The sequence below is a fragment of the Billgrantia campisalis genome, assembly GCF_022341425.1.
In the GTDB taxonomy this organism is placed as follows: Bacteria; Pseudomonadota; Gammaproteobacteria; order Pseudomonadales; family Halomonadaceae; genus Halomonas; species Halomonas campisalis.
The window spans coordinates 17,950-40,793 of sequence record NZ_JABFUC010000011.1 but is presented as its reverse complement, the minus strand read 5'-3'; the positions used below and the strand labels follow the sequence as shown (position 1 = coordinate 40,793).

19 protein-coding genes are annotated in these 22,844 nt (G+C 66.4%); 10 read left to right on the top strand and 9 right to left on the bottom strand.

Going from position 1 to position 22,844, the window contains the following annotated elements:
- Nucleotides 1–36: 36 nt before the first annotated feature.
- The 3 genes from hutX to HOP52_RS13680 are packed head-to-tail and all read right to left on the bottom strand — an operon-like array spanning nt 37 to nt 4,095.
- Nucleotides 37–579 (bottom strand): heme utilization cystosolic carrier protein HutX, encoded by a 543-nt coding sequence (hutX, locus tag HOP52_RS13690; protein ID WP_238977958.1) that lies wholly within the window; start codon nt 577–579, stop codon nt 37–39.
- 10 nt (nt 580–589) lie between these two features.
- On the bottom strand, nt 590–2,029 hold the full coding sequence (gene hutW / locus HOP52_RS13685; protein ID WP_238977957.1) for a heme anaerobic degradation radical SAM methyltransferase ChuW/HutW: 1,440 nt from the start codon (nt 2,027–2,029) through the stop codon (nt 590–592).
- Between the two features lie 14 nt (nt 2,030–2,043).
- On the bottom strand, nt 2,044–4,095 hold the full coding sequence (locus HOP52_RS13680; protein WP_238977956.1) for a TonB-dependent receptor plug domain-containing protein: 2,052 nt from the start codon (nt 4,093–4,095) through the stop codon (nt 2,044–2,046).
- A gap of 199 nt (nt 4,096–4,294) precedes the next feature.
- On the opposite strand from HOP52_RS13680, the gene HOP52_RS13675 reads away from it, so the two are divergent.
- The 3 genes from HOP52_RS13675 to HOP52_RS13665 are packed head-to-tail and all read left to right on the top strand — an operon-like array spanning nt 4,295 to nt 7,069.
- The gene (locus HOP52_RS13675) at nt 4,295–5,227 is read left to right on the top strand and encodes a heme/hemin ABC transporter substrate-binding protein (RefSeq protein WP_238977955.1); all 933 of its coding nucleotides are present in this window, start codon (nt 4,295–4,297) and stop codon (nt 5,225–5,227) included.
- Complete coding sequence (locus HOP52_RS13670) at nt 5,224–6,288, top strand: FecCD family ABC transporter permease (RefSeq protein ID WP_238977954.1); 1,065 nt, start codon at nt 5,224–5,226, stop codon at nt 6,286–6,288. The genes HOP52_RS13675 and HOP52_RS13670 overlap by 4 nt, the downstream gene beginning before the upstream one ends.
- Nucleotides 6,281–7,069: an ATP-binding cassette domain-containing protein gene (locus HOP52_RS13665; protein ID WP_238977953.1), complete on the top strand. Its 789-nt coding sequence runs from the start codon at nt 6,281–6,283 to the stop codon at nt 7,067–7,069. The genes HOP52_RS13670 and HOP52_RS13665 overlap by 8 nt, the downstream gene beginning before the upstream one ends.
- Nucleotides 7,070–7,080: 11 nt before the next feature.
- Here the strand turns inward: HOP52_RS13665 and HOP52_RS13660 are convergent, their stop codons facing one another.
- From HOP52_RS13660 to HOP52_RS13635, 6 genes are all read right to left on the bottom strand, one after another.
- Nucleotides 7,081–7,845: a sulfite exporter TauE/SafE family protein gene (locus tag HOP52_RS13660; RefSeq protein ID WP_238977952.1), complete on the bottom strand. Its 765-nt coding sequence runs from the start codon at nt 7,843–7,845 to the stop codon at nt 7,081–7,083.
- A 13-nt stretch (nt 7,846–7,858) separates the two neighbouring features.
- Nucleotides 7,859–8,908, bottom strand: a complete 1,050-nt coding sequence (locus tag HOP52_RS13655) for an ABC transporter ATP-binding protein (RefSeq protein ID WP_238977951.1) — start codon at nt 8,906–8,908, stop codon at nt 7,859–7,861.
- A complete protein-coding gene (locus HOP52_RS13650) occupies nt 8,898–9,998 on the bottom strand; it encodes an ABC transporter ATP-binding protein (protein WP_238977950.1) in 1,101 nt (366 codons plus the stop codon). The genes HOP52_RS13655 and HOP52_RS13650 overlap by 11 nt, the downstream gene beginning before the upstream one ends.
- Nucleotides 9,973–10,938 carry an ABC transporter permease gene (locus tag HOP52_RS13645; RefSeq protein ID WP_238977949.1) on the bottom strand — a complete coding sequence of 322 codons (966 nt, stop codon included), beginning with the start codon at nt 10,936–10,938 and terminating at the stop codon, nt 9,973–9,975. The genes HOP52_RS13650 and HOP52_RS13645 overlap by 26 nt, the downstream gene beginning before the upstream one ends.
- Nucleotides 10,935–11,915 carry an ABC transporter permease gene (locus tag HOP52_RS13640; RefSeq protein ID WP_238977948.1) on the bottom strand — a complete coding sequence of 327 codons (981 nt, stop codon included), beginning with the start codon at nt 11,913–11,915 and terminating at the stop codon, nt 10,935–10,937. Before HOP52_RS13640 ends, HOP52_RS13645 begins: the two co-directional genes overlap by 4 nt.
- A 67-nt stretch (nt 11,916–11,982) precedes the next feature.
- Nucleotides 11,983–13,563 carry an ABC transporter substrate-binding protein gene (locus HOP52_RS13635; RefSeq protein WP_238977947.1) on the bottom strand — a complete coding sequence of 527 codons (1,581 nt, stop codon included), beginning with the start codon at nt 13,561–13,563 and terminating at the stop codon, nt 11,983–11,985.
- 297 nt (nt 13,564–13,860) lie between these two features.
- Here HOP52_RS13635 and HOP52_RS13630 point away from each other — a divergent pair, with 297 nt between their 5' ends.
- From HOP52_RS13630 to HOP52_RS13600, 7 genes are all read left to right on the top strand, one after another.
- Nucleotides 13,861–14,709, top strand: a complete 849-nt coding sequence (locus tag HOP52_RS13630; protein ID WP_238977946.1) for a cyanophycinase — start codon at nt 13,861–13,863, stop codon at nt 14,707–14,709.
- Nucleotides 14,706–17,342, top strand: a complete 2,637-nt coding sequence (gene cphA, locus HOP52_RS13625; protein WP_238977945.1) for a cyanophycin synthetase — start codon at nt 14,706–14,708, stop codon at nt 17,340–17,342. The genes HOP52_RS13630 and cphA overlap by 4 nt, the downstream gene beginning before the upstream one ends.
- Nucleotides 17,339–18,505 (top strand): beta-aspartyl-peptidase, encoded by a 1,167-nt coding sequence (gene iadA, locus HOP52_RS13620; RefSeq protein ID WP_238977944.1) that lies wholly within the window; start codon nt 17,339–17,341, stop codon nt 18,503–18,505. Before cphA ends, iadA begins: the two co-directional genes overlap by 4 nt.
- 86 nt (nt 18,506–18,591) lie before the next feature.
- Nucleotides 18,592–19,266: a cupredoxin domain-containing protein gene (locus HOP52_RS13615; RefSeq protein WP_238977943.1), complete on the top strand. Its 675-nt coding sequence runs from the start codon at nt 18,592–18,594 to the stop codon at nt 19,264–19,266.
- Complete coding sequence (locus tag HOP52_RS13610; RefSeq protein ID WP_238977942.1) at nt 19,267–21,498, top strand: putative bifunctional diguanylate cyclase/phosphodiesterase; 2,232 nt, start codon at nt 19,267–19,269, stop codon at nt 21,496–21,498. It abuts the gene before it with no gap.
- On the top strand, nt 21,495–22,355 hold the full coding sequence (locus tag HOP52_RS13605) for a DUF3034 family protein (RefSeq protein ID WP_238977941.1): 861 nt from the start codon (nt 21,495–21,497) through the stop codon (nt 22,353–22,355). Before HOP52_RS13610 ends, HOP52_RS13605 begins: the two co-directional genes overlap by 4 nt.
- Nucleotides 22,356–22,368: 13 nt before the next feature.
- A complete protein-coding gene (locus HOP52_RS13600; RefSeq protein WP_238977940.1) occupies nt 22,369–22,800 on the top strand; it encodes a group I truncated hemoglobin in 432 nt (143 codons plus the stop codon).
- Nucleotides 22,801–22,844 lie beyond the last annotated feature (44 nt).

Here is a 22,844-nt window from a genome sequence, read left to right as displayed (position 1 = left end):
ATGGTGCCTCGGGTTGCGCCAAAGATCAGCGCTGCACTACGCCGGGCAGCCCGTGGTTTCGGAGAGACGTTTCGCGAGAGCATCGAAGCGCTCCAGCTGAACGGCATTCAGCTGCCGCGATGCATCCCGTCCCACATACACCTTGAACATGCAGCGGCCCTCGGCGGTAAAGAACTGCACCGAGGCGGTATCCACCCCCATGAAGGGGCGCTTGAGAAAAATGATGTGACGGCAATGGTCTGGCTTGAGGTGGCCGCTGATCCCCAGGCCCCCTTTGAGGTTATAGAAGCCCCTGCCCATTTCGCCGTCGGGAAGCGGGCCGGAAAACTCGAGAATCACTCCCTCCGTATGCACGATGGTCGTGACATCCCCCCAGTCGGCCAGGTCATGCATTGCGCTGACGAAATGCTGGCCGTCTGCGCGCCCCCAGCAGTCATCGGGCAGGCAGCGCACCACATCCAACAGCGTCAGCTGCTGCTGCACCGCGATAGCCTCGAGGATGCCGTCCTGACTCTCCGCCAGCTGGCGACGCAGCGCTTCAAGACGCTCGGGCTTGCTGGAATGAAGGTCCGTGGTCATGATGCTCTCCTTATTTCGGTTGAATGCCATCGATATTCGCCTCGCTGCCTGGCTCACCTGGCGCTGGGCCGTCTGCAACGAGCTGCCGGTTGAACCCGGCAATCAGGTTGGTGCTCCAGAACCGGCCCGCCGTGGTGAGTCTCACCACGCCATTGCGGCAGTGCGCGAGCCCTGCCGACTCCCAGTGGCGCACTAGCCCATCCAACTGGGAAGCCATCGCCTCCATGCGTGGCCAGCGCCGCCGCAGCTCGCCCATGTCAAGTCGCGCCGTCTCGAGACTCCCGGCCACCCAATCCCGCAAGGGTTGCAGCGAATCCGCTTCCAGCATGCCGGATAGCGGCTTGCGGCCTTCATTACCTGCCATCAGGTACGCCTGCAGGTCCGGGTCGACGCTGTAGCTGTAACGCCCAAGGCTGCCTCCGGCACCCGAGCCGAAAGCCAGCGTCTCGGCGCCGCTCTTGATCAAGAGGTTGTAGAGATTGCGCTCACGGGTCGTTCGCGCCCAGTGGCTATTGCTGACCTGGTGCCAGCCGGCATCGGCCAGGCGCTCGCTCACCGCGGCGTACCGGCGCCCCTGCTCGGCCAGGGAAGCGGGGGGCTCGACCTTGCCCTTGGCGACCGCCTGATACAGCGGCGTTCCGGGAAACAGCGCCAGGCAGTAGGCGTCCAGCCCATCCGGCCCCAGGGCAAGCGCCGTCTCGATATCACGTGCCCAAACACTCTCATCCTGATCCGGCAGGCCGTACATCAGGTCGATGACGACAGCGGCTCTATCCCGCTCGATCAAATCGGCAATGAAGCGCTCCGCCTGGGGACCGCTGGCGCGCCGCCCCTGCTGCCGGCGAACCTGGGTATCGAAACTCTGCACGCCGATGGAGATCCGGTTGATACCCGCATCGAGGCAGGCATCGACCTTCTCGTCATCGAAGTGCAGGATGCGCCCCTCCAGGGTGAGCTCACAGTCCCCCGCCAGCGGAAGCGCCTCACGCAGCGCCTCGATCAGGCGCACCAGGTCCGGCGTTTCCAGCGCCGTGGGGGTTCCCCCTCCCAGGTAGAGGGCATGAATGGGCGCCCGCCCCACGCGCTGCGTGTCGGCGTCCCGGCGCACTTCATCGATCACCGCCCGGGTGTAGCGCGCCGAATCTTCCGGCCGATACTTGTTGCGATAGAAGCCGCAGAACAGGCAGTGGTTCGCACAGAACGGTACGTGCACATAGGCTAGGCGCTTGCCCCGCCCCCGGCGGGCATCCTCCAGCTGCCGCCACAGGCGCGCCACCTCGGCCCTGGCCACCGGGCGCTTGTCGCGCCAGGGCATCAGCGGCTCTCGCGAAGCGAAGGCTTCCGTCAGCGGGTCGACGCCGAGCCTGGGCAACCGGGTACCCCTTTGCGGCACCTCCGGGCGTGTCCGCGGTGCTCGGCGAGGCGCACGGGTCGAGGCAATCAGGCTCATCCGAAGCTCCCTTCCTAGAAATGCAGGGTCGTAGTGAGGGCAGCGCTTCGCTCCGCTCCGGTGAGCTCACCGAAGGAGCGGTAGCGCTTGTCGAGCAGGTTCTCGAGGCTTAGGCCCACATCCAGGCGGTCCGCGTATTGAACGCCAAGGAAGGCATTGAGCGTGCCGTAGCCCGCGCTGCGCTGCGTCAACTCACCGGCTGCGTCGCGTTCCCGCGCTTCGCTCTCACCGCGCAGGAAAAGATCGCCCTCCAGCCGCGTTGTCGGCGTCAGCATCCAGTCCTGGCGTACCCCGACCCGCCCCGAAAGCCGCGGCGTACCGCTGTCATAGGTTTGCGACTCGCCGAAATCGAACTTGCGGCGCATCAGGCTGCCGTTCGCATAGAGCGACGTATCGGTCGCGGCCAGTCGATACTCGCCGAACAGCTCCAGACCGGTGGTGGTGGCCTGATGAATATTGACGTAGCGGCGGATCGGCCGGTTACCGCTGCCGGCCTGCTCCTCGGTACCGATGTAGTCATCGGCACGGGTATGAAACAGGGTCGCATCCAGGGTCACTCCGCCATCGCGGTACCGGGCACCCAGCTCCAAGGTGTCGGCCGTTTCCGGAGATAGCCCCGGATTACCCACGGTGGTCTGACCGCCCGCCGTCGTCGTTAAGAAGAGCTGCTGCAGCGTGGGATAGGAGTAGCCTTGCGCCAGGTTGGCACGCAGCGACCAGTTTTCCGCCGGGGTATAGACCAGGCCCAGCGAGCCCAGCGCCTGGGTATCGGTGTTGCGCTCGAGCGGCTGCTCACCGCTCGCCTCGAGCTCCGCCTCCACGGCGTAGAGGCGACCACCGAAATAGACGGTAGTCGCCTCGCCGAGCTCCCAGGCCTGCTGGGCATAGGCGGACAGCGTCTCTATGCGCGCCTCATCGGAGGTGGCCGAGGCGGTGCGCTGTCCCGTCGGCGGCGGAAACGGCATGAACACATCCGAGGTCTTGTCGGTGTCCAAAGCGTCGTTCTCATACTCGAACCCCAGCACGGTTCCGCCCATCTCGGACAGCGCCAGCTCGAACTGCAGATTGCCGCCATAGGTGGTTTGACGGTCATCGCTGGTGGTTGCCACCGTCATACCGCTGGTCATTGCCGCACGGTTCTCGAAAAGGCGATCTACCGTCTGGCGGTACAGGCTCGCCTCAACGCGGCTGACAGATGGCGATAGCGACTCGCCTTCGTAGAAGACCCCCACCTTTCGCAGGTCGCGCTGCGGCAGGCGAATGAAGAAGTCAGTGAAGTTGGGTGGCAGCGGATTGAAGACATCGGCCTCCAGGCGGTACTGGTCGGCCTTCAGCGCCACATAGTGATTTCCGTAGCGATATCCCAGGTGAGTCGACAGCTGATCCTGCTCGAAGCCGGACGGGGAGAGCGTTCCATCCGGCGTGCGGCGATCGCCTTGGTCCGCCAGGCTACCGGTCACCCGCCAGTCCAGGCCCCCACTTGCCCCCAGCAGGGTGGCGCCGGCCTGATAGCCGCGGGTGGCCGAGTGTCCCGTTGCGCTGACGCTCCCCTCCAGCGGCGCCTCGCCCCCGCGCCGGGTGATGATATTGACCACACCGCCGATGGCATTGGAGCCGCTAAGCACCGAAGAGGGGCCGCGAATCACCTCGATGCGCTCGATGATGGCCGGGTCGAGCAGCAGCGGTGTGCCGTAGGGCGAGTGGTCGGTCAGGGCATGGCCATCGATCTTGATGGTGACCCGGCGCGAGGTTTCGCCACGAATGCTGATCCGTTTCATGCCGGGGGTGCCATCATCGAACAGCCGCACCCCGGGCACGTCGCGCAGCAGTTCGGCCACGCTCGCCGTAGGGGTACGGCGCAGCTCATCGGCCCCCAGTGCGGTAATCGACGCAGGGTTATCGAACACCGGGGTGCGAGTACCGGTGCCTAGCACGACCAAGGTGTCCAGTGCCCCGGGAACCGAGCCGGTCGAGTCATCGTTTGCGGCAACCGGCTGCCATGCCAAGGGCACGCCAAGCGCCACCATCATCAGTCTGCGCTGCCATGCGTACACACCCGTGCTCATGAAGGCTCCTTTTCACGTCGCTGACCAAGATGATAAATATAAATACAAACGATACTCGTTAACAACTGCCCTTTGTATCTTAGTATGATTTAGGTCACTTTGCTGCCCATCATGTCCGCCTGTGACGCCTTTCGAGGGATTGAGACTTGACGCATCAAAAGATAATGATAATCCTTAGCGTTTGGTCAAGGAGGTGACCATGCCCATCACCCTACAGCGGCCACCGCCCCAGCCAACCCGCGCGGCCGCTTTTTCGCGCCGTCACCACCTGCTGCTGACGCTCGTGGCGGCCACTCTGTCATGGCTGGCGGTCATGCAAGCCCAGGCGGCCGAGCGCATCGTCATCGCCGGTGGCGACCTCACCGAAATCGTCTTCGCCCTGGATGAGGGCCACCGCGTGGTCGGCGTTGATACCACCTCCACCTATCCGGCCAGCCTCGAGGCACTGCCCAGCATCGGCTACGTTCGTACGCTGTCCCCCGAAGGGGTGCTCTCGCTGCGCCCCGAGATGGTGCTGGCCAGCCACTTCGCCGGCCCCGATGCCACCCTGGCCCGGCTGCGCGCCGCCGGCGTCTCGCTCCTGCAGGCACCGGCCCCCAACGGCAAGGCAGCCGAGGACGTTTCCGCCAAGATCCGCTTCGTCGGTGAGGCCCTCGGCAGAGAGTCCGCGGCCGACCGGCTGGCAAACCGCTTCGAGTCGGAGCTGGCCGAGGTGCAGCGGCGCATCGACGTCGATACCCACGCCCCCCGGGTCCTGTTCGTGCTCTCGGCGGACAGCGGGCCGATGATCATCGGGGGGAAGGGTACCGTTGCCGAATCGATGATTCGGATGGCGGGAGGCAAGCCGCTGACCGGCGGCATCACCGGCTATCGCCCCTTGTCCATGGAATCGGTGATATCCCTGCAGCCCGATATCGTGCTGATGATGGCGGAGCAACTGGAGGGTGGATCACCACAGACGATCCTGCAGCGGCCGGATCTTGCCGACACGCCGGCCGGCCAGCAGCAACGCCTTATCACCATGGAAGGTATGCTGCTGCTCGGCTACGGCCCGCGCACGCCCCTCGCCATCCGCCAGCTGCACGAATCGATCGTTGCCACCATGAACGCCTCGCAGGGGGCATCACCATGATCGCTGCGGTCCTACGCAAGAGCGCCTGGCGGCCAACAGCTTCCCGCCAGGCGCTGATTCTGGCCGCCCTCGCTGCGGTGACGCTGTCGCTGATGCTGGCCGAGCTCATGCTCGGCCCGGTACCGATCGGCGGCACCCGGCTCTGGGCGGCGCTCATCGGCCAGGGGGAGCCGCTGGATGCCAGCATCCTCTGGCAGATCCGCCTGCCGCGGCTGACCCTGGGCCTGGCAGTGGGCATGGCACTTGCGCTCTCCGGCACCGCGCTTCAGGGGATGTTGCGAAACCCCCTGGCCGATCCAGGACTGATCGGCATCACGGCCGGGGCCTCCATCGGGGCCGTCAGCGCCATCGTGCTTGGCGGGCTGGTGGCCCCGGAACTCCCGGCGCTGGCCCAGGGCGCGCTACTGCCGCTGGCGGCGTTTCTCGGCAGCACGATCGCCATGGCCTGCGTGTTCACGCTCTCCCGCCGAGGGGGCGAAACCTCCGTGGCGCTGCTGATCCTCATCGGCATTGCGATCAACACCATCGCTGGCGCACTGCTGGGCGTACTGGTCTATGTCGCCGACGACCAGGCCCTGCGCGACCTCACCTTCTGGAGCATGGGGGGACTGGGGCACACCGGCTGGCCGGTGGTGTGGATGGCGCTGGGCATCACCCTGGCGGTGACGCCCGTTTTCTGGTTCCAGGCACGCGGGCTCGACCTGTTTCAGCTCGGAGAGCGTCAGGCCTTTCATGCCGGGCTGGATGTGGAGCGCAGCAAGCGTCGCCTGGCCCTGGCCGCCGCGCTATGCGTCGGCGCCGTCACCGCGGCCGCCGGCCCCATCGGCTTCATCGGACTGGTGGCCCCCCATCTAGCGCGCCTGCTGATCGGCCATGGCCACCGCTGGGTGCTGCCGGCGGCGGCCCTGCTGGGTATCAGCCTGGTGCTGGCCGCCGACCTTGCCGTGCGCCTGACGATTCCTCCACAGGAACCCCCCATCGGCATCGCCACCAGCCTGATCGGTGGGCCCTTCTTCCTCTGGCTGTTGACGCGACGCTCCAGGAGTCTCTCCCATGCTTGAAGCCAAGGCCTTGACACTGGTAAAGGGCGGAAAGCGCCTGCTCAACGATATCAACCTGCGGCTGCGGCCCGGGGAGTTCGTGGCCGTGCTGGGCCCCAACGGCGCGGGCAAGTCCACGCTGATGCACTGTCTTAGCGGCGCCGAACGGGCCAGTGGCGAAGTGCGCATGGACACCCGCTGCCCCACCACGCTCAGCGCCTTCGAACTGGCAACCCAGCGCGCGGTGCTGGAGCAGACGCCAAGGGTCATTGCTCCCTTCAGCGTTGAGGCGCTGGTCCAGCTGGGCATCCCGCGGGAACTGACAGGCAGCGAGATCGCCATGATCACCGACCAGGCTCTCCGGCTGCTCGACCTGGAGGCACTGCGCCGGCGCCCGATATCGAACCTCTCCGGCGGGGAGCAGCATCGCACCCACATGGCCCGGGTGATGGCCCAGCTATGGGCCGGTCAGCGGCTCGGCGGTGGGCGCTATCTGCTGATTGACGAACCCACCGCCAGCCTCGACCTGCAGCATCAGATCACGGTACTCAAGGCAGCCCGGGAAGCCGCCTCACAGGGGGTCGGCGTACTGGCCATCCTCCACGACATCAGCCTGGCCGCCAGCGTGGCCCAGCGCATCGTGCTCCTCAAGCGCGGCCGGGTGGTCGCCGACGGCTGCCCGCAGTCGATCCTGACCGGCTCTCGGCTGGGGGAACTCTATGGATTGCCCATCAGGGTTCAAGAAGTGGAAGACGGCCTCACGGTGACCCCCCACTATTCGGCGTGCTGGGCGAGCGCCTGAGAAGACCGGCATCAGGCACCGATCGCCATGAGCCGCTCCACCCCCAGCCAGATCAGGCGCAGGGCGAGCAGGGTCAGCACCCAATTGAAGAGAAAGTCGAAGCGATGGTCGGTGACCCGGTGAAGCAGCCGCAGGCCGAGCCAGGTGCCGGCGAAGCCCGCCGCCACCATGGCCAGCATCAGCCCCAGCCAGTCGCGGAAGACGAAACCGGCGAAGCCGAAGATGAACGCCTTGGTGGTGTGCTGAAGCGTCATGCAGGTGGCGAAGGTGGCCACCCGCGGCAGGCGCTCGCTGATGCCGAGCTTGATGAAGGAGGCAACCAGCGGACCGCTGGCCCCCACCAGGCTGGAGAGCAGCGTGGTCACCGCGCCAGCGATCACGGTGCCGGTGCGCCCCACCGCCCGCTGGGGCAGGCCCGGCCCCCAGCAGGAGTAGAGCACGAAGGCGGCAATACACAGTTCCAGCACGCCGTAAGGCAGGCGAATCAGCAGCCAGGCCGCCGCCACGGCGCCCAGGATCACGCCTGGCAGGAACGCCGCGACGATGTCGCGGCGAACGTGGCGCCAGGTCATCACCGCCCGGCCGCCGTTGGAGCCCAGCTGCACCATGCCGTGCACCGGAATCAGCGCCGCGGCGGGCATCACCTGGGCCATGGTCATGATCAGCAGGGTGCCCCCGCCAATGCCCGCGGCGGCGGAGATCCCCGAAGTCAGGGCCGAGAGCGCCACCAATCCCAGGTTGACCCCGCCCGACAGCGGCGAGAGCAGTTCCAGCATCAGCCTCGCCCGCTCACTCGATGCGCCCCTCCTCGACGCCGTGACAGGCCACTTCGCTGCCGTCGTCCCGGGCAATCAGCAGCGGCACTTCCGCCTGGCAGCGCTCATTGGCATGGGGGCAGCGCGGGTGGAAGGCGCAGCCCGAGGGCGGATGGACCGGGTTGGGCACCTCCCCCTGGATGGTGGTGCGCTCCTTGCCGGCCCCTTCCAGCGACGGCACCGCGGCCAGCAGCATCTTCGAGTAGGGGTGGCGGGGGTTGGCAAAGAGCGCCTCGGCCGGGGCGATCTCGGCGATGCGGCCCAGGTACATCACCGCGATACGGTCGGCCATGTGCTTGACCACCGCCATGTCGTGGCTGATGAACAGGTAGGTCAGGCCGTATTCGTCCTGCAGGTCGCGCATCAGGTTGAGGATCTGCGCCTGCACCGAGACGTCCAGCGCCGAGGTGGGCTCGTCGCAGATCATGAACTCCGGCTCGTTGGAGAGCGCCCGGGCGATGGAGATACGCTGACGCTGGCCGCCGGAGAACTCGTGGGGATAGCGCAGCGCATCCATGGGGGACATGCCCACCTGTTCGAGCAACTCGCCCACCCGGCGGCGACGGTCGGCACTGCTCAGCTCGGGGCGAAAGAAGCGCAGCGGTTCGCCGATGATGGTCCCCACCCGCCAGAGCGGATTGAGGCTGGCGTAGGGGTCCTGGAAGATCATCTGGAAACGCTTGCGCAGGCTGGCCGCCTGGCGGCCGGTCCGGTTCGCCAGATCGCTGATGTCCTCGCCGTCGAAGACGAGGCTGCCCCGAGTCAGGCCGTAGAGCCCCACCACCAGCCGGGCCACCGTGGACTTGCCGCAGCCGGACTCGCCGACCAGCGCCACGGTCTCGCCGCGCCGGATGGAAAAACTCACCCCGTCCACCGCCTTGAGCGACAGCTTTTCGCGGCGCTCCAGCACCCGGTTGAGCCAGGGCTTGGAGACGTCGAAGTGGCGCGCCAGGTCACGGGCCTCCAGAAGGATGTCGCCACCCGCCGGTACCGGCTGTTGCTTGATCGCCGTGTCAGCGCACATGGGCATGCTCCTGTTTGTCGTTCTGGTCAATCCGGGGAAGCGGATCGACCGGGTCGTGCAGCCAGCAGGCGGCCTGGCCGGCCCCCGCCGGCATCAGGTCGGGCCGCTCGCGGCGACAGCGCTCCTGGGCGTGGGGGCAGCGCGGGTTGAAGGCGCAGCCGGGGGGAATGGCCGCCAGCCGCGGCATGGAGCCCTCGATCTGGTAGAGCCGGTCGAGGGTCTTCTCGATGCCCGGGATCGAGGCCATCAGGCCCTTGGTGTAGGGGTGTTGGGGATCGCGGATCACCTCCTCCACGGGGCCGATCTCGATCAGCCGGCCGGCATACATCACCGCCACCCGGTCGGCGGTCTCGGCGATCACCCCCATGTCGTGGGTGACCAACATCACCGCGGTGCCGTGGTCGGCACAGAGCCGCTTGAGCAGGGCGAGGATCTGCGCCTGTACCGAGACATCCAGTGCCGTGGTGGGCTCATCGGCGATGATGAACTCGGGCCGCGCCGCCAGGGCCAGGGCGATCACCACCCGCTGGCGCATGCCGCCGGAGAACTGGTGAGGGTAGCTGTTCAGCCGCTCCTCCGCGGCGGGGATGCCCACCTCCCGCAGCAGTTTCAAGGCCTCCTCGCGCGCCTGCTTTTCGTTCATCGGCAGGTGGGTGCGGATGGTCTCGATCAGCTGGTCGCCGATCGAGAACAGCGGGTTGAGGCTGGTCAGCGGGTCCTGGAAGATCATGCCGATATGGCGGCCCCGCAGCGGCACGAAGTCCTCCTCCGGCAGGTCATCGATGCGTTTGCCGCCGAGGCGCACCTCGCCGCCAGCGATACGCCCGGGCGGCTCGAGCAGCTGAATCACCGCATTGCCGGTCATCGACTTGCCGGCACCGGACTCACCCACCACGCCGAGAACTTCCCCCGGGGCGATATCGAAGGAGACATCGTCCAGCGCCACCAGGGTGCCGTGGCGGGTGGGAAACTCCACCCGCAGGTGCTGAACGCTGAGTACCGGCGTCGACGCTTCGGCGGCGTTTGGCTCGTGGCCCGCCGCCGGCATCGCACCTTGGTTGCCCTTATCGGAGCTTGGGGTTGAGGACATCACGCAACCAGTCTCCCAGCAGGTTGACGGAGAGCGCCAGCATCAGCAGCGCCACCCCGGGGAAGAGCAGGATCCACCACTCTCCCGAGAACATGTAGTCCTGGCCGACCCGGATCAGGGTCCCCAGGCTTGGCTGGGTGGCCGGCATGCCGACCCCCAGGAAGGAGAGCGTCGCCTCGGCGATGATGGCGAGCGCCAGCCCGATGGTGCCGATCACCAGCACCGGTCGCATCACATTGGGCAGGATATGCTGAAAGAGGATCTTGCGCGCCGGCAGGCCGATCACCCGGGCCGCCTGCACGTACTCCTTGCCCTTCTCGACCATGGTGGCACCGCGCACCGCCCGGGCGTACTGCACCCAGTCGGAGAGGCCGATGGCGATGATCAGCACGATGATCGCCACCTCGGCATGCATCGAACGCGGCAGAAACCCGCGGATCACGCCGAAGATCAGCAGCGCCATCAAGATCGAGGGAAAGGTGAGCTGGACGTCGGCGATACGCATGATCAGCGCATCGCGCCAGCCGCCGCGGAAACCCGCCATCAGGCCCAGGGCGGTGCCCAGCGCCAGGGCGAAGATCACCGCCGCGAAGCCCACCAGCAGCGAGATGCGCGAGCCGTAGAGGATCGCCGAGAAGACGTCGCGGCCCTGGCTGTCACTGCCCAGCAGGTAGAAGTTACCGGTGAAGTCCGACGTGGTCAGCGGCGGCGTGAAGGCGTCGATCAGCTCCAGCTGGCGAGGATCGAAGGGGTTCTGCGGCGCGATCCAGGGGGCGAAGAGCGCGCCGGCGAACATCACCAGGGTCACCAGCGTCGCCACTATCACCACCGGCTGGCGCTTCCAGGAGTAGACGATATCGCTGTCCAGGAAGGCGCGCAGCTTGCTGGGTGGCTTGGGCACCGCCGGGGCCGCTGCGGGCGTTTTCTGTTCCTGGCTCATTTGGCACCTCCCTGCACCCGCAGGCGCGGGTCGACGGCGTAGTAGAGCAGGTCCACCACCAGGTTGATGACCACGAACACCAGGCCGATCATCATCAGGTAGGCGGCCATCACCGGGATATCGACGAAGCGCACTGCAGTAATGAACAGCGCCCCCACGCCGGGCCACTGGAACACCGTCTCGGTGATGATGGCGAAGGCGATAATGGTCCCCAACTGCAGGCCGATGATGGTGATCACCGGGATGAGGGTGTTCTTCAGCGCATGGCGCAGATTGACCACGCGCTTGGAGAGCCCCCGGGCCCGGGCGAACTTGATGTAGTCGGTGCTGAGCACCTCGAGCATCTCGGCACGCACCAGGCGCATGATCAGCGTCAGCTGGAAGAGCCCCAGGGTGATCGCCGGCAGGATCAGCGAACGCAGGCCGCTGGTGGTCAAAAGCCCGGTGGTCCACCAGTCGCCGATGTGCACCGTCTGGCCCCGACCGAAGGCCGGCAGCCAGCCCAGTTCCACCGCGAACAGGTAGATCAGCAGCACCCCGATCAGGAAGGTGGGCAGCGAGACGCCGATCAGCGAGGTGGTCATGATGAACTTCGACAGCCAGCTGCGGCGGCGCAGGGCCGTGAAGATCCCCAGACCGATGCCCATGACCACGGCGAAGATCGCCGAGATGATGGCCAGCTCCAGGGTCGCCGGCAGGCGCTCCATGATCAGGTCGGTGACCGGGCGCGCCGAGCGGTAGGAGATGCCGAACTCGAACTGAGCGGCATTGACGATGAAACGATAGAACTGCACCACCACCGGCTGGTCGAGGCCCAGTCGCGCCCGCAGCTCGGCCCGGTCGGCCTCGGTGGCCTCCTGGCCGAGCATGTTGAGCACCGGGTCGCCGACATAGTGGAACAGCGAGAAGGCGATGAGCGCGACCACGAACATCACGAAGACGGCCTGTAGTACACGCTGTATTAGAAATGCAAGCATGGGATTACCACATTAGTTAGCCCCCCGGTCGCTTGTGGCGGCCGGGGGGCTGGTTTGCATCGTTGGCTTAGTTATTGAACTTCAGATACTTGAAGTGCGGCGTATTCTCGCTCTGCACCTTGAAGTCGATGTCGTCACGCATCGACCAGGTCAGCATCTGGTGGTGGATCGGGATATAGACAATCTCGTCGTGGACGATCTGCCAGGCCTCCGCGATCATGGCGTTGCGCGTCTCTTCGTCGGTCTCCTGGCCCATGGCCACGGTCAGCTCGTCCACCCGCTCGTCGGAGTAGCCGGTGAAGTTCCAGGTGCCGCGGTCGTCCTCCTTGGTGTGGTAGAGGTAGTTGAAGACGTACTCGGAGTCCATGGTCGGCACGCCCCAGCCGAGCATGTAGAAGTCATACTCGCCGCGGGCCAGTTCGGCGAAGTGCAGCGAGCGGGTCTGGGCCACCAGGTCCACGGTGATGCCGATGCGCGCCAGCATGCTGACCACCGCCTGGCAGATCTGCTCGTCATTGACGTAGCGGTCGTTGGGGCACTGCAGGGTGACGCGGAAGCCGTCGCCGTAGCCGGCCTCTTCCATCAGCTGCTGGGCACGACCCATATCCGCCGGCAGCACCACGTCCATCTCCTCGGTGTAGCCGTTGACGAAGGGCGGCGCGATCATGCCGGCGGGCTCGGCGTTGCCGCGCATCACCGCTACCTGGATGGTGTTGGCGTCCACCGCCAGATTGATCGCCTCGCGCACGCGGCGGTCGGCGAAGGGATTGTCGTCGGTATCGACGGTCTCCAGGGTTGCCGCTCCCATCTGCATGCCCAGGAAGATGGTGCGGTTCTCGGCGCCCTGCTCGTTCTTCAGGCCGGGCGCGTTGCCCAGGCGCTCGATGTCCTGTACCGGGGTCTCCTGGAGCAGGTCGACCTCGCCGGAGAGCAGCGCCGCCACGCGGGTGGCAGCCGACTCGATGGGGGTGAACACCAGCCGGGAGATCTCCATCGGATAGTGATCGATGCCCCAGTAGTCGTCGTTGCGCACGAAGACGGTACGCACGTCGGGCTCGCGGCTTTCGACCCGGAAGGGACCGGTGCCGTTGGCGTTGCGCACCGCATAGGTCTCTTCACCGGCGGCGTAGTTCTGCGGCTCCTCGACGCCGTGCTCCTCGGCCCACTCGCGGCTCATGATGAACAGGTTGGTGAGGTTGTTGGGCAGCAGCGGGTTGGGGTCGTGGGTCTCCACGTGCACCGTGTAGTCGTCGGCGGCACGCACCTCGGCGATGGAAGTCAGCAGGCCGCGCATGTCGGCGTGCTCGTGGCGGGCGCGGTTGAGCGAGAAGACCACGTCGTGGGCGGTCAGCGACTGGCCCTCGTGGAAGGTCACCCCCTCGCGGATCTCGAACACCCAGACCTTGGGGTCGTCTGGATGGACATACCAGTCGGTGGCCAGGCCCGGCTGATAGTTCACGTCCATGTCCTGGTAGACCAGGGTATCGAAGATCTGGTGGTTGACCGAGTGGGTCGGCCCCTCGTTCTGGGAGTGGGGATCCATGGTCAGGCTGTCCGCGGAGCGGGTCCAGCGCAGGGTTTCGGCATGAGCGGCGGTGGCCAGCATGGCGCCGATCACGGCGCTGGCCAGGACGGTCTTCTTGAACATCTTGTTGTTCCTCGTTCAATCGTTTGTTGGGCGATAGCCCTGACGCTTTTCTCCCATACCTTAGCCGGTAAATCCAGCGCCGCCGCGTGGAAAGATTCAGCGCTTTCGCCAAGCGGCCGACCAGTGGGGGGCATCCGAGCCTGACCGTGATTCTTGAGCCTGCAAGGCGTGTCAAGTGTCGGGAGGGCTGTTATAAGTGAAGGGGTAGGCTGCAAGCGCCACGCCATCATCGACAAGCCCCCGTGTGGACACCGCTTCAGCGTTTACTCAAAAGCGTCGCTGGGCGACGAAAGGGCCATGACCTATCCGCTCCACTCGGTATCCGGCCACCTCGTAGCCATCGGAGGGGCCGAAGACAGGACATCCGATCTCGCGATCCTTAAACAGGTCTTCGCCCTGGCCCCTGCGGATAGCCATGAGGTCGCGGTCATCGCCACCGCGAGCGGCATTCCCGACGAGGTGCTGCCCGACTACGAAGCGGCCTTCTCTCGCCTGGGTGCCAGCCGCGTCCATTCGCTGGATATCCGTGACCGCCAGGAGGCGGCCGATGCCGACACGGTGCGCCTGATCGAGCAGAGCGGCGTGATCTTCTTCACCGGCGGTGACCAGCTGCGTCTGACCAATGTCCTGGGCGGCTCGCCGACCCTCAAGGCCATCCGCAGTCGCCTGAAGGGCGGCGCGGTGGTGGCCGGGACCAGTGCCGGCGCGGCGGCCATGCCGGGCACCATGATCTACAACGGCGCCGCCGCCGATGCCCTGCGCAAGGGCGCCGTCAACATGACCTTCGGTCTCGGGCTCGTCGAAGGCTTGATCATCGACAGCCACTTCCTCGAGCGAGGCCGCTTTACGCGCCTGATGGAGGTCGGAGCGAGCAACCCGGAGCATCTGGGCGTGGGCCTTGGCGAAGATGCCGGCGTGATCATCCACCCCCACGGCATTCTCGAAGCCATCGGGCCGGGCCACGTCATCATCATCGACAGCCGCGACCTGGCGAGCTCCAACATCGCCGAGCTTGCCATGGGCGAACCGGTGGCCGTCGAGAATATGATCCTCCATGCGATGGTCAGCGGCCACGGGTTCGACGTCGAAGCGCGACGCTATCTGGTTGCCGACGAACTCAGTGCCATTCTCGCGGAGAAACGATGATCATTCTCGAGCATCGGGCGCTGCGCGGCCCGAACTACTACAGCCGCTATCCGGCCATCTTCATGCGCCTGGACATCGGTGAACTCGAAGAGCGGCCGAGCGATAGCGTTCCTGGCATCGTAGAACGCATTACCGAACTTCTGCCGACCCTTTACGAACACCGCTGCTCGGTCGGCCGACCCGGCGGGTTCCTGGAACGGCTCGAGCGCGGCACTTGGGCCGGCCACGTGGTAGAGCATGTCTCGATCGAACTACAGAATCTGATCGGCTTTTCGGTGGGTTACGGCAAGACGGTCGATTCCTATGAAACCGGTATCTATAACGTCGTCTATCGTTACCGTGACGAGGCCTGTGGCCTGGCCGCCGGCATCGAGGCCGTCGACTTCGTCGAGCGACTGTTCGCTGGCGAGGCGATCGACATGCCGGCGATCATCGACCGCCTACGCAAGGTGCGCGATGCCCATATGCTCGGACCCTCCACGGCCGCCATCGTCGACGCCGCCAAGCAGCGGGGCATTCCCTATACCCGCCTGAGCGAGGAAAACAGCTACATCCAGTTCGGTCACGGCCATCGGCAGCAGTGCATCCAGGCGACGGTGACCGGCCATACGAATCTGATCGGCTACGGCATCGCCGACGACAAGGCCTGGACCAAGCAGGTGCTCGGCGATGCCGGCATCCCGGTCCCCCAGGGGCGGGTGTGCGGCACCTTCGACGAGGCCCTCGAGGCCGTACGCGACATCGGCTATCCCGTCGCGGTAAAGCCGCTCATCGGCAACCATGGCCGCGGGGTGAGCACCAACATCGAGGACGACCAGGCGCTGCGTGACGCCTTCGACATCGCCGCCCATCACAACCCCTCGGCGATCGTCGAGCAATACATCAGAGGCGAAGACCATCGTCTGCTGGTCATCGACGGCAAGCTCGTGGCCGCCGCCCGGCGTCGCCCGGCGCATGTGGTCGGCAACGGGGTCGCCACCCTCCAGGCCCTGGTCGACGAGGAGAACCGCGATCCGCGTCGTGGCATCGGCCACGAGAACCTGCTGACCCAGATCCCGCTGGACGAGCAGTCGCTGCGGCTGATCGGCCAGCAGAACCTGACCCTGCAGAGCGTGATCCCAGCGGGCGAAATCGTCTTTCTCAAGCCCACGGCGAACCTGAGCACCGGCGGCACGGCCACGGACGTGACCGACAATGTCCACCCGGAAGTGCGCTATGTGGCGGAGCGCATCGCGCGGCTGGTCGGGCTCGACATCATCGGCATCGACCTGCTGGCCGAGACCCTGACCCGGCCCCTGGAGGAGCAGTCCGCCGCCGTGGTCGAGGTCAACGCCGGGCCCGGCTTGCGCATGCACCTGTCGCCCACCCACGGGGAGGGCCGCGATGTGGGCCGCCCGGTGATCGACATGCTGTTCCCCAACAGCGAGGCCACGGGGCGCATTCCCATCGCGGCGATCACCGGCACCAACGGCAAGACCACCACGGTGCGCCTACTCTCGCACCTGCTGCGCCAGGCGGGACGCAACGTCGGCATGGCCTGCACCGGCACCATCGAGATCGACAACCACGTGATCCTGCGTGGCGACTACAGCGGTCCCCAGGCGGCCACGATCGTGCTGCGCGAGCCGACGGTGGAGACTGCGGTGCTCGAGGTCGCCCGCGGCGGCATCATGCGCCGTGGGCTCGGCTTCGACGAATGCGACGTGGGCGTGCTGCTCAACATCGCCAGCGACCACCTGGGCGAGCACGACATCCACACCCTCGATGAACTGGCACGCTGCAAAACGGTGGTGGTCGATGCCGTCCGCCAGGACGGGACGGCCGTGCTCAATGCCGACGACCCCCGGGTGCTGGAAGGCCAGCAGTGGGCCCGGGGCGACATCATCTTCTTCACGCTGGACCCCGACTCGCGCCCCGTCCGCCAGCATGTCCGCGAACAGGGTGTCGCCTTTACGGTGCACAACGAGTGCATCGTGATGCGCCAGGGCCACGTCGAGGCCGAGGTGATCCCGGTAGTGGACGTCCCCATCACCTTCGAAGGGCACGCGCGCTTCAATGTCGCCAATGCCCTGGCCGCCAGCGCCTCGGCCTATGCCCTGGGGCTCTCCATCGCCGACATCCAGATGGGCCTGCAGACCTTCCACCCCACCCCGGGACAGAATCCCGGGCGCACTAACCTGATCGAGGCCGACGGTATCAAGGTGCTGATCGATTATGGGCACAACGTGCCGGCGCTCGAGGCCCTGAGCGAGCTGGTGAGCTGTATTCCGGCCCGGCGACGGATCAGCGTGGCCAGCGCCCCCGGCAATCGCCGCGATCAGGACCTGTTCACGCTGGGCACCCTGCTCGCCAGGATGCACGACGTCGTCTTCATCTATGAGACCGATGCCCGAGGACGCGCCCCCGGCGACGCCGCTCGCCTGCTTCGCGAAGGGGCCGAGTCGGTGCCCGATGCGTGCCAGGTCGAGGTCATCATGGAAGAGCAGCAGGCCGTCGACCGGGCCTTCGATGAGGCAAGCGAAGGCGACCTGCTGGTATTGCTGATCGATGATGTCGATGGCGCCATCGAGCGTATCCGGGGGCGGCGTTTCCGTTCGGCCGCCGCGACGGGGTCCGGGGGTGAGCCATCATGATGCCCACCGCCCTCCGGGCAGACCGGCTGCTGACCCTGCTGCGGGTTGGATGCCTCCATGCGCCGGAGCCGCTCGACGCCACCGACCTGCTGATCGCCGACGGCCGGATCGCGGCCCTGGGGCGGGATATGGAGGTCCCGGCGGGCTGGCCGGTGCGGGTCGTGGAAGCGCGTGACCTCACCGCTGTGCCCGCCTTTATCGACCAGCACGTGCATGTGACCGGCGGCGGCGGCGAGGGGGGCTGCGGCACCCGCTGCCCGGAGATCACCGCCCACGAAATTGCTTCCATGGGCATCGGCACCGTGGTGGGGGTGCTGGGAACCGACAGCATCAGCCGCTCCCCCGCGGACCTGCTGGCCAAGGTACGCGGGCTCAAGGCCGAAGGCATTGCGGCCTATATGTACACGGGCGCCTATCGCGTGCCGCCCCCGACCCTCACCGGCGACGTTCAGCGCGACCTGGCCTGGATCCCCGAGGTCATCGGCCTGGGGGAGCTGGCGATCTCGGACCATCGTTCGAGCCAGCCGCGCCAGGACGAGATCGAGCGACTGGTCAGCGAGGTCCGGGTCGGCGCCATGCTGGCCGGCAAGCGCGGCATCTGCCATTTCCATCTCGGCGACGGCAAGCGCGGGCTGGAGCCGCTGCATCGACTGCTCGCAGAGACCGAGATCCCCGCCGACCAGGTGATCCCCACCCACGTGAACCGTCACCGCCAGCTGCTCGAGGAGGCCGCCGACTATGCGTTGAGGTTCGAGGCCTGTGTCGACGTAACCGCCTTCGAGGACCCCGGCGAGGAGGGGCTGTCCGGCTTCGACGCGGTGTCGAGACTGCTCCGCCGCGGCGTTCCCGTCGAGCGCATCACCATGAGCTCCGACTGCAATGGCAGTCTGCCCGAGTTCGACGCCCAGGGCGCCTATATCGGCATGCGGGTGGCGCGCAACACCGCCCTGATCGCGGACTGGCAGCGCCTGGTGAGCGAGGACGTGCTACCACTCGAGCAGGCCCTGGAGCTGATCTCGGGGAACGTGGCTCGTGTGCTCGGCCTGCATGGCCGAAAAGGCCGCTTGGCCGTGGGCTATGACGCCGACATTACCCTGCTCGACGGCGACCTCCAGCCGCAACAGACCTTTATTCACGGTCGCTGCATCTTCAGCGCGACCTAGACATGATGGATTGACCTGCCCCCTCCTCAACGTTGTGCCATGCTAGCATCGGCTTGACACTCGAGACGCTTGGCAAGAGATTCGCGATGCACAACGGAAAACACTTTCTCGGCGGCCTGGCCTTGCTGCTCTGCCTCTTCCCTGGCTTGCCGGTCGCTGCCGCACAACTCGCAGTGACCGATGCCAGCAGCCATGAACCACTGGACGAGGCGGTGATCGAGATCCTCCATTCCCAGGTCGTGCCGACAGCCGGCCTGGCGCATCAGGTGATCCAGCGCGACGCGACCTTCCACCCCCATGTCTCGGTGGTGCCCATCGACAGCCGGGTCGAGTTTCCCAACCACGACACCACACGCCACCACGTCTTCTCCTTTTCGCCGGCCAAGGTATTCGAACTCGAGCTCTACCTGCAGGAAACGCCTCCCCCCATCCACTTCGACCAACCGGGCGTGGTGGTGCTGGGGTGCAACATTCACGATCACATGCAGGCCTTCATCGTGGTCAGCGACGCCGCCGCGGTGGCCCTAACCGGCCCCAATGGGCAGGCCGAGTTTCCTGACCTGCCCCCCGGCGAACATCGCCTGCGCATCTGGCACCCACGCCTCGACGATACCCACCAGACGTGGTGGGAGGGCGAAATCAGCGCGGGAGAATCGCTGACGGTGGCACTGGACCTCCAGGCGAGCCTGCCGACACCGCAAGAACCCTCGGCCCTTCAGCAACACTTCTGGCAGGCGTTGCAAGAGTCAAAGGATGAGTGAATGTCGTTTCGCCGCCGCCTTCTGCTCGTGATGCTCGCCATGGTGATCGTAGCCCAGCTCGTGGCCGCCGGTGCCATCCTGCGAACGCTACAGCAGGACACTCTCACCAAGGGCGAGCGCCAGCTTGAGGTGGGGCTGGATGTCGCCCTTCAACTGCTTGATGAGCGCGGCCAGCAGCTGCGCGACAACGTCGCCATCCTGGCCGCGGATTTCGGTTTCAAGAGCGCCGTGGCCACCCAGGACACCGAGACGCTGCGCAGCGTCCTCGCCAACCACGGGGACCGGGCCGGCGCCGACATGGTACTGCTGAGCAGCCCGCAGGGGGAGCTACTGGCCAGCAGCCACCACCGCGCCGGGGCGCCGCCGCCCTTCCCCAAGCGTTGGGAACAGGCGCGCCGCGAAGGGGAGGTGGTCGACGTAGTGCTTCACGACGGTCGCCCCTACCAGTTCGTGCTGTTGCCGGTACGGGCGCCCGGCCTGATCGCCTGGGTTGGGATGGGGTTTCTGCTCGATGCCAATCTCGCCGAGGAGATCAGCGCCCTGACCCGGCTGGATACCCGCTTCGTCACCGACGATACCCGGGCGGCCTTGCTGGCCGAGGACGGCTACCTGACCCGCACCCAGCCGCTTTCCGTCGGGGATGACGAGCAAGCCTACGCTCTGACGCGCCGGACGCGACATGAGCTGCTGGAGATCTATGCCGAGCTGCGCTGGCGCCTGCTGGCGATCTTCGCCCTGACGCTGCTGGTCACCGCGGTGATCGCCGCGCTGAGCGCTCGCAGCATGGCGCGACCGCTGATCAAGCTCACCGAGGCCGCCCGGCGTATCGGCCGCGGCGAGCGGCTGTCGCACATCCCCGTCTCGTCACGGGGGGAGACGGGGGTTCTAGCCCAGACCCTGCTCGCCATGCAGGACGACATCGACCGCCGTGAGCAGTCCCTGATCCACCAGTCCCTGCACGATCTGCTCACCGACCTGGGTAACCGACATTCGGCCCAGCAGGACATCGGCACTGCTATCGAAAAGGGCCATCCCTTTACCCTGCTGCGCCTCTCCATCCACGGGCTGCGCACCATCAACGACACCTTCGGCTATGCCGTGGGTGACCAGGTGCTCAAGGTGTTCGCCCAGCGACTCAAGGCACTGCCCATGCCGAAGACCGCCGCCTATCGCTTGAGCGGCGACGAGTTTCTGCTGCACCTCGCGGCACCGGCCGCCGACGAAGACTGGCTGGAGACGCTGCAACACCGCCTTGCCGAACCCATCGACTTGCAAGGATCGCCGCTTCGCCTGACGCTGGCCATCGGCGAGGTGCGCTACCCCGGTCACGGGGACAGTGCCACACTGCTGCTGCGTCGGGCCGAGATCGCCCTCGATCTGGCCCGACGTGCGCGACAACCCCATCGGTGCTATGTGGTGGGGCAGGACGAGCAGCACCTACGCCAGCTGACCCTGGTACACGACCTTCAGGAAGCCGCGCCCCAGGGCCAGCTGACGATGGTCTATCAGCCTCAACTCGACGCCCGCACGGGCCGGGTGACCGCGGTCGAGGCGCTGATGCGCTGGCAACACCCCCGCCTCGGCTTCATCCCCCCGGACGAATTCATCACCCTCGCCGAGCACTCGGGCAGCATCCAGCGCCTGACGCAGTGGATGGTGGACACCGTCTGTGCCCAGCTCCGCGCCTGGGAGCAGGATGGCTGTCGGGTCGACGCCGCCATCAACCTCTCTGCCAAGGACGTGACCGACGACAGCCTGCCCGGCCGGCTGCAGCACTGCCTGACAAGCCATGGACTGAGTCCCGAGCGGCTGCGCCTGGAAATCACCGAGAGCGCCATCATGCAGGAGCCCGAGCAGGCCGCCTGCCGGCTCGATACGCTGCGCCAGGCCGGGCTGCGCATCGCCGTGGACGATTTCGGCACCGGCTATTCGTCACTGGCCCAGTTGAAGCGCCTGCCGGTCCAGGAGCTCAAGATCGACAAGTCCTTCATTCTCAAGCTGGACGAAAACGCCGATGACGAGATCATCGTGCGCTCGACCATCGAGCTTGGCCACAACCTGGGCCTCGAGATCGTCGCCGAAGGCGTGGAAACCGAGGCATCAAGGGTCCTGCTAACGCGTCTGGGCTGCGACATCTTGCAGGGCTATCTGTTCTCACACCCCTTGTCGGCCAGCCAGTTCTGCGCCTGGAAGGCCGCTCACGACAAGGCCCTCACCAAGGAGAGGCAATGACACCGGCATCACGCGCAGCCGTCCGGCCGTTATGGCTCATCCTGCTATGTGGCCTGCTGCTGCAGGCCCCCCACAGCTGGGCCGGCAGTCGACTGCTGGGCACCGGCGGGGTGACCCAGATCGAAGGCGCCAGCGGCGGCGGCCTGTCGCCCTGGGGCGTGCTGACCGGCACCGCCAGCGAAGGGGAGTGGGCGATCACGGCAACCCGCAGCGCCGCCCGCCTGGAAGACTACCGGCTGGATGTCGCCGGCGTGGCCGCCAACTGGAACGATCGCCTGGAGCTCTCCTTCGCGCGTCAGCGCCTCGGCCTGGACACCCTGGGCGGCAAACTCGCGCAGGACATCCATGGCCTGAAGGTTCGCCTGTTCGGCGACGTGCTCTATCACCCCTGGGGCATCTGGAGCCTGGGCCTGCAACACAAGCGCCTGGACGACGGCAACCTGGCCCGGGCGGTGGGCGCCCGAGCCAACCGAGGCAACGATATCTACCTCGCCGGCAGCAAGCTGTTCTTCGATGCCGCGGCCGGGCGCAACCTGCTGGCCAACCTGACGCTGCGATCAACCAAGGCCAATCAGGGCGGTCTGCTAGGCTTCGGCGGTGACCGGCAAGCGAGCCGCTCACTGGTCGCCGAAGGCTCGCTGGGACTCTTCCTGACCCCGAACTGGGTCGTCGGCATGGAGTACCGCCAGAAACCCGATAATCTGGGCTTCGCCCGGGAAGACGGTTGGCAGGCTGCCTACAGCGCCTTCTTCTTCAACAAGCATGTCTCCCTGACCGGCGCCTGGCTCGACTTGGGGTCGATCGCTGGTCTCGACGATCAACGCGGCGGCTATCTGTCACTGCAAGTCGCCTTCTGAGCCGGAGCCCCTCATGCCTTCCCTGCGCCCACTGCTCATCACCCTGCTCGTCAGCATCCTGCTCGCCGGCTGCGCTCAACAGCGGCAGGGCTCACTCTATCAACAGCTTGGCGGCGATGCCGGCATCAGTGCCATTGTCGAAGACTTCACGCTGCGCCTAGCCGACGACCCCGAGATTGTCGGCTTCTTTGCCAACACCAACATCGATCTGTTCGTCGCCTCGCTGGAGCAGCAGCTGTGTGAGACCAGCGACGGCCCCTGTCGCTATGACGGCCCACCCATGGACCGCGCCCACCAGCACATGGGGCTTACCGACGCCCACTTCAACGCCGTGGTGGGGCACATGCAGCAGGCGCTGATCGACCAAGGCATACCGCCCGGCCCGCGCAACCAGCTGCTCGGCCGCCTGGCCCGGCTGCACGGCGATATCATGCGACGCCAGTAAGGATCCGGCGTCGGCCATCAACTCCATGACGCCTGATGCCAACT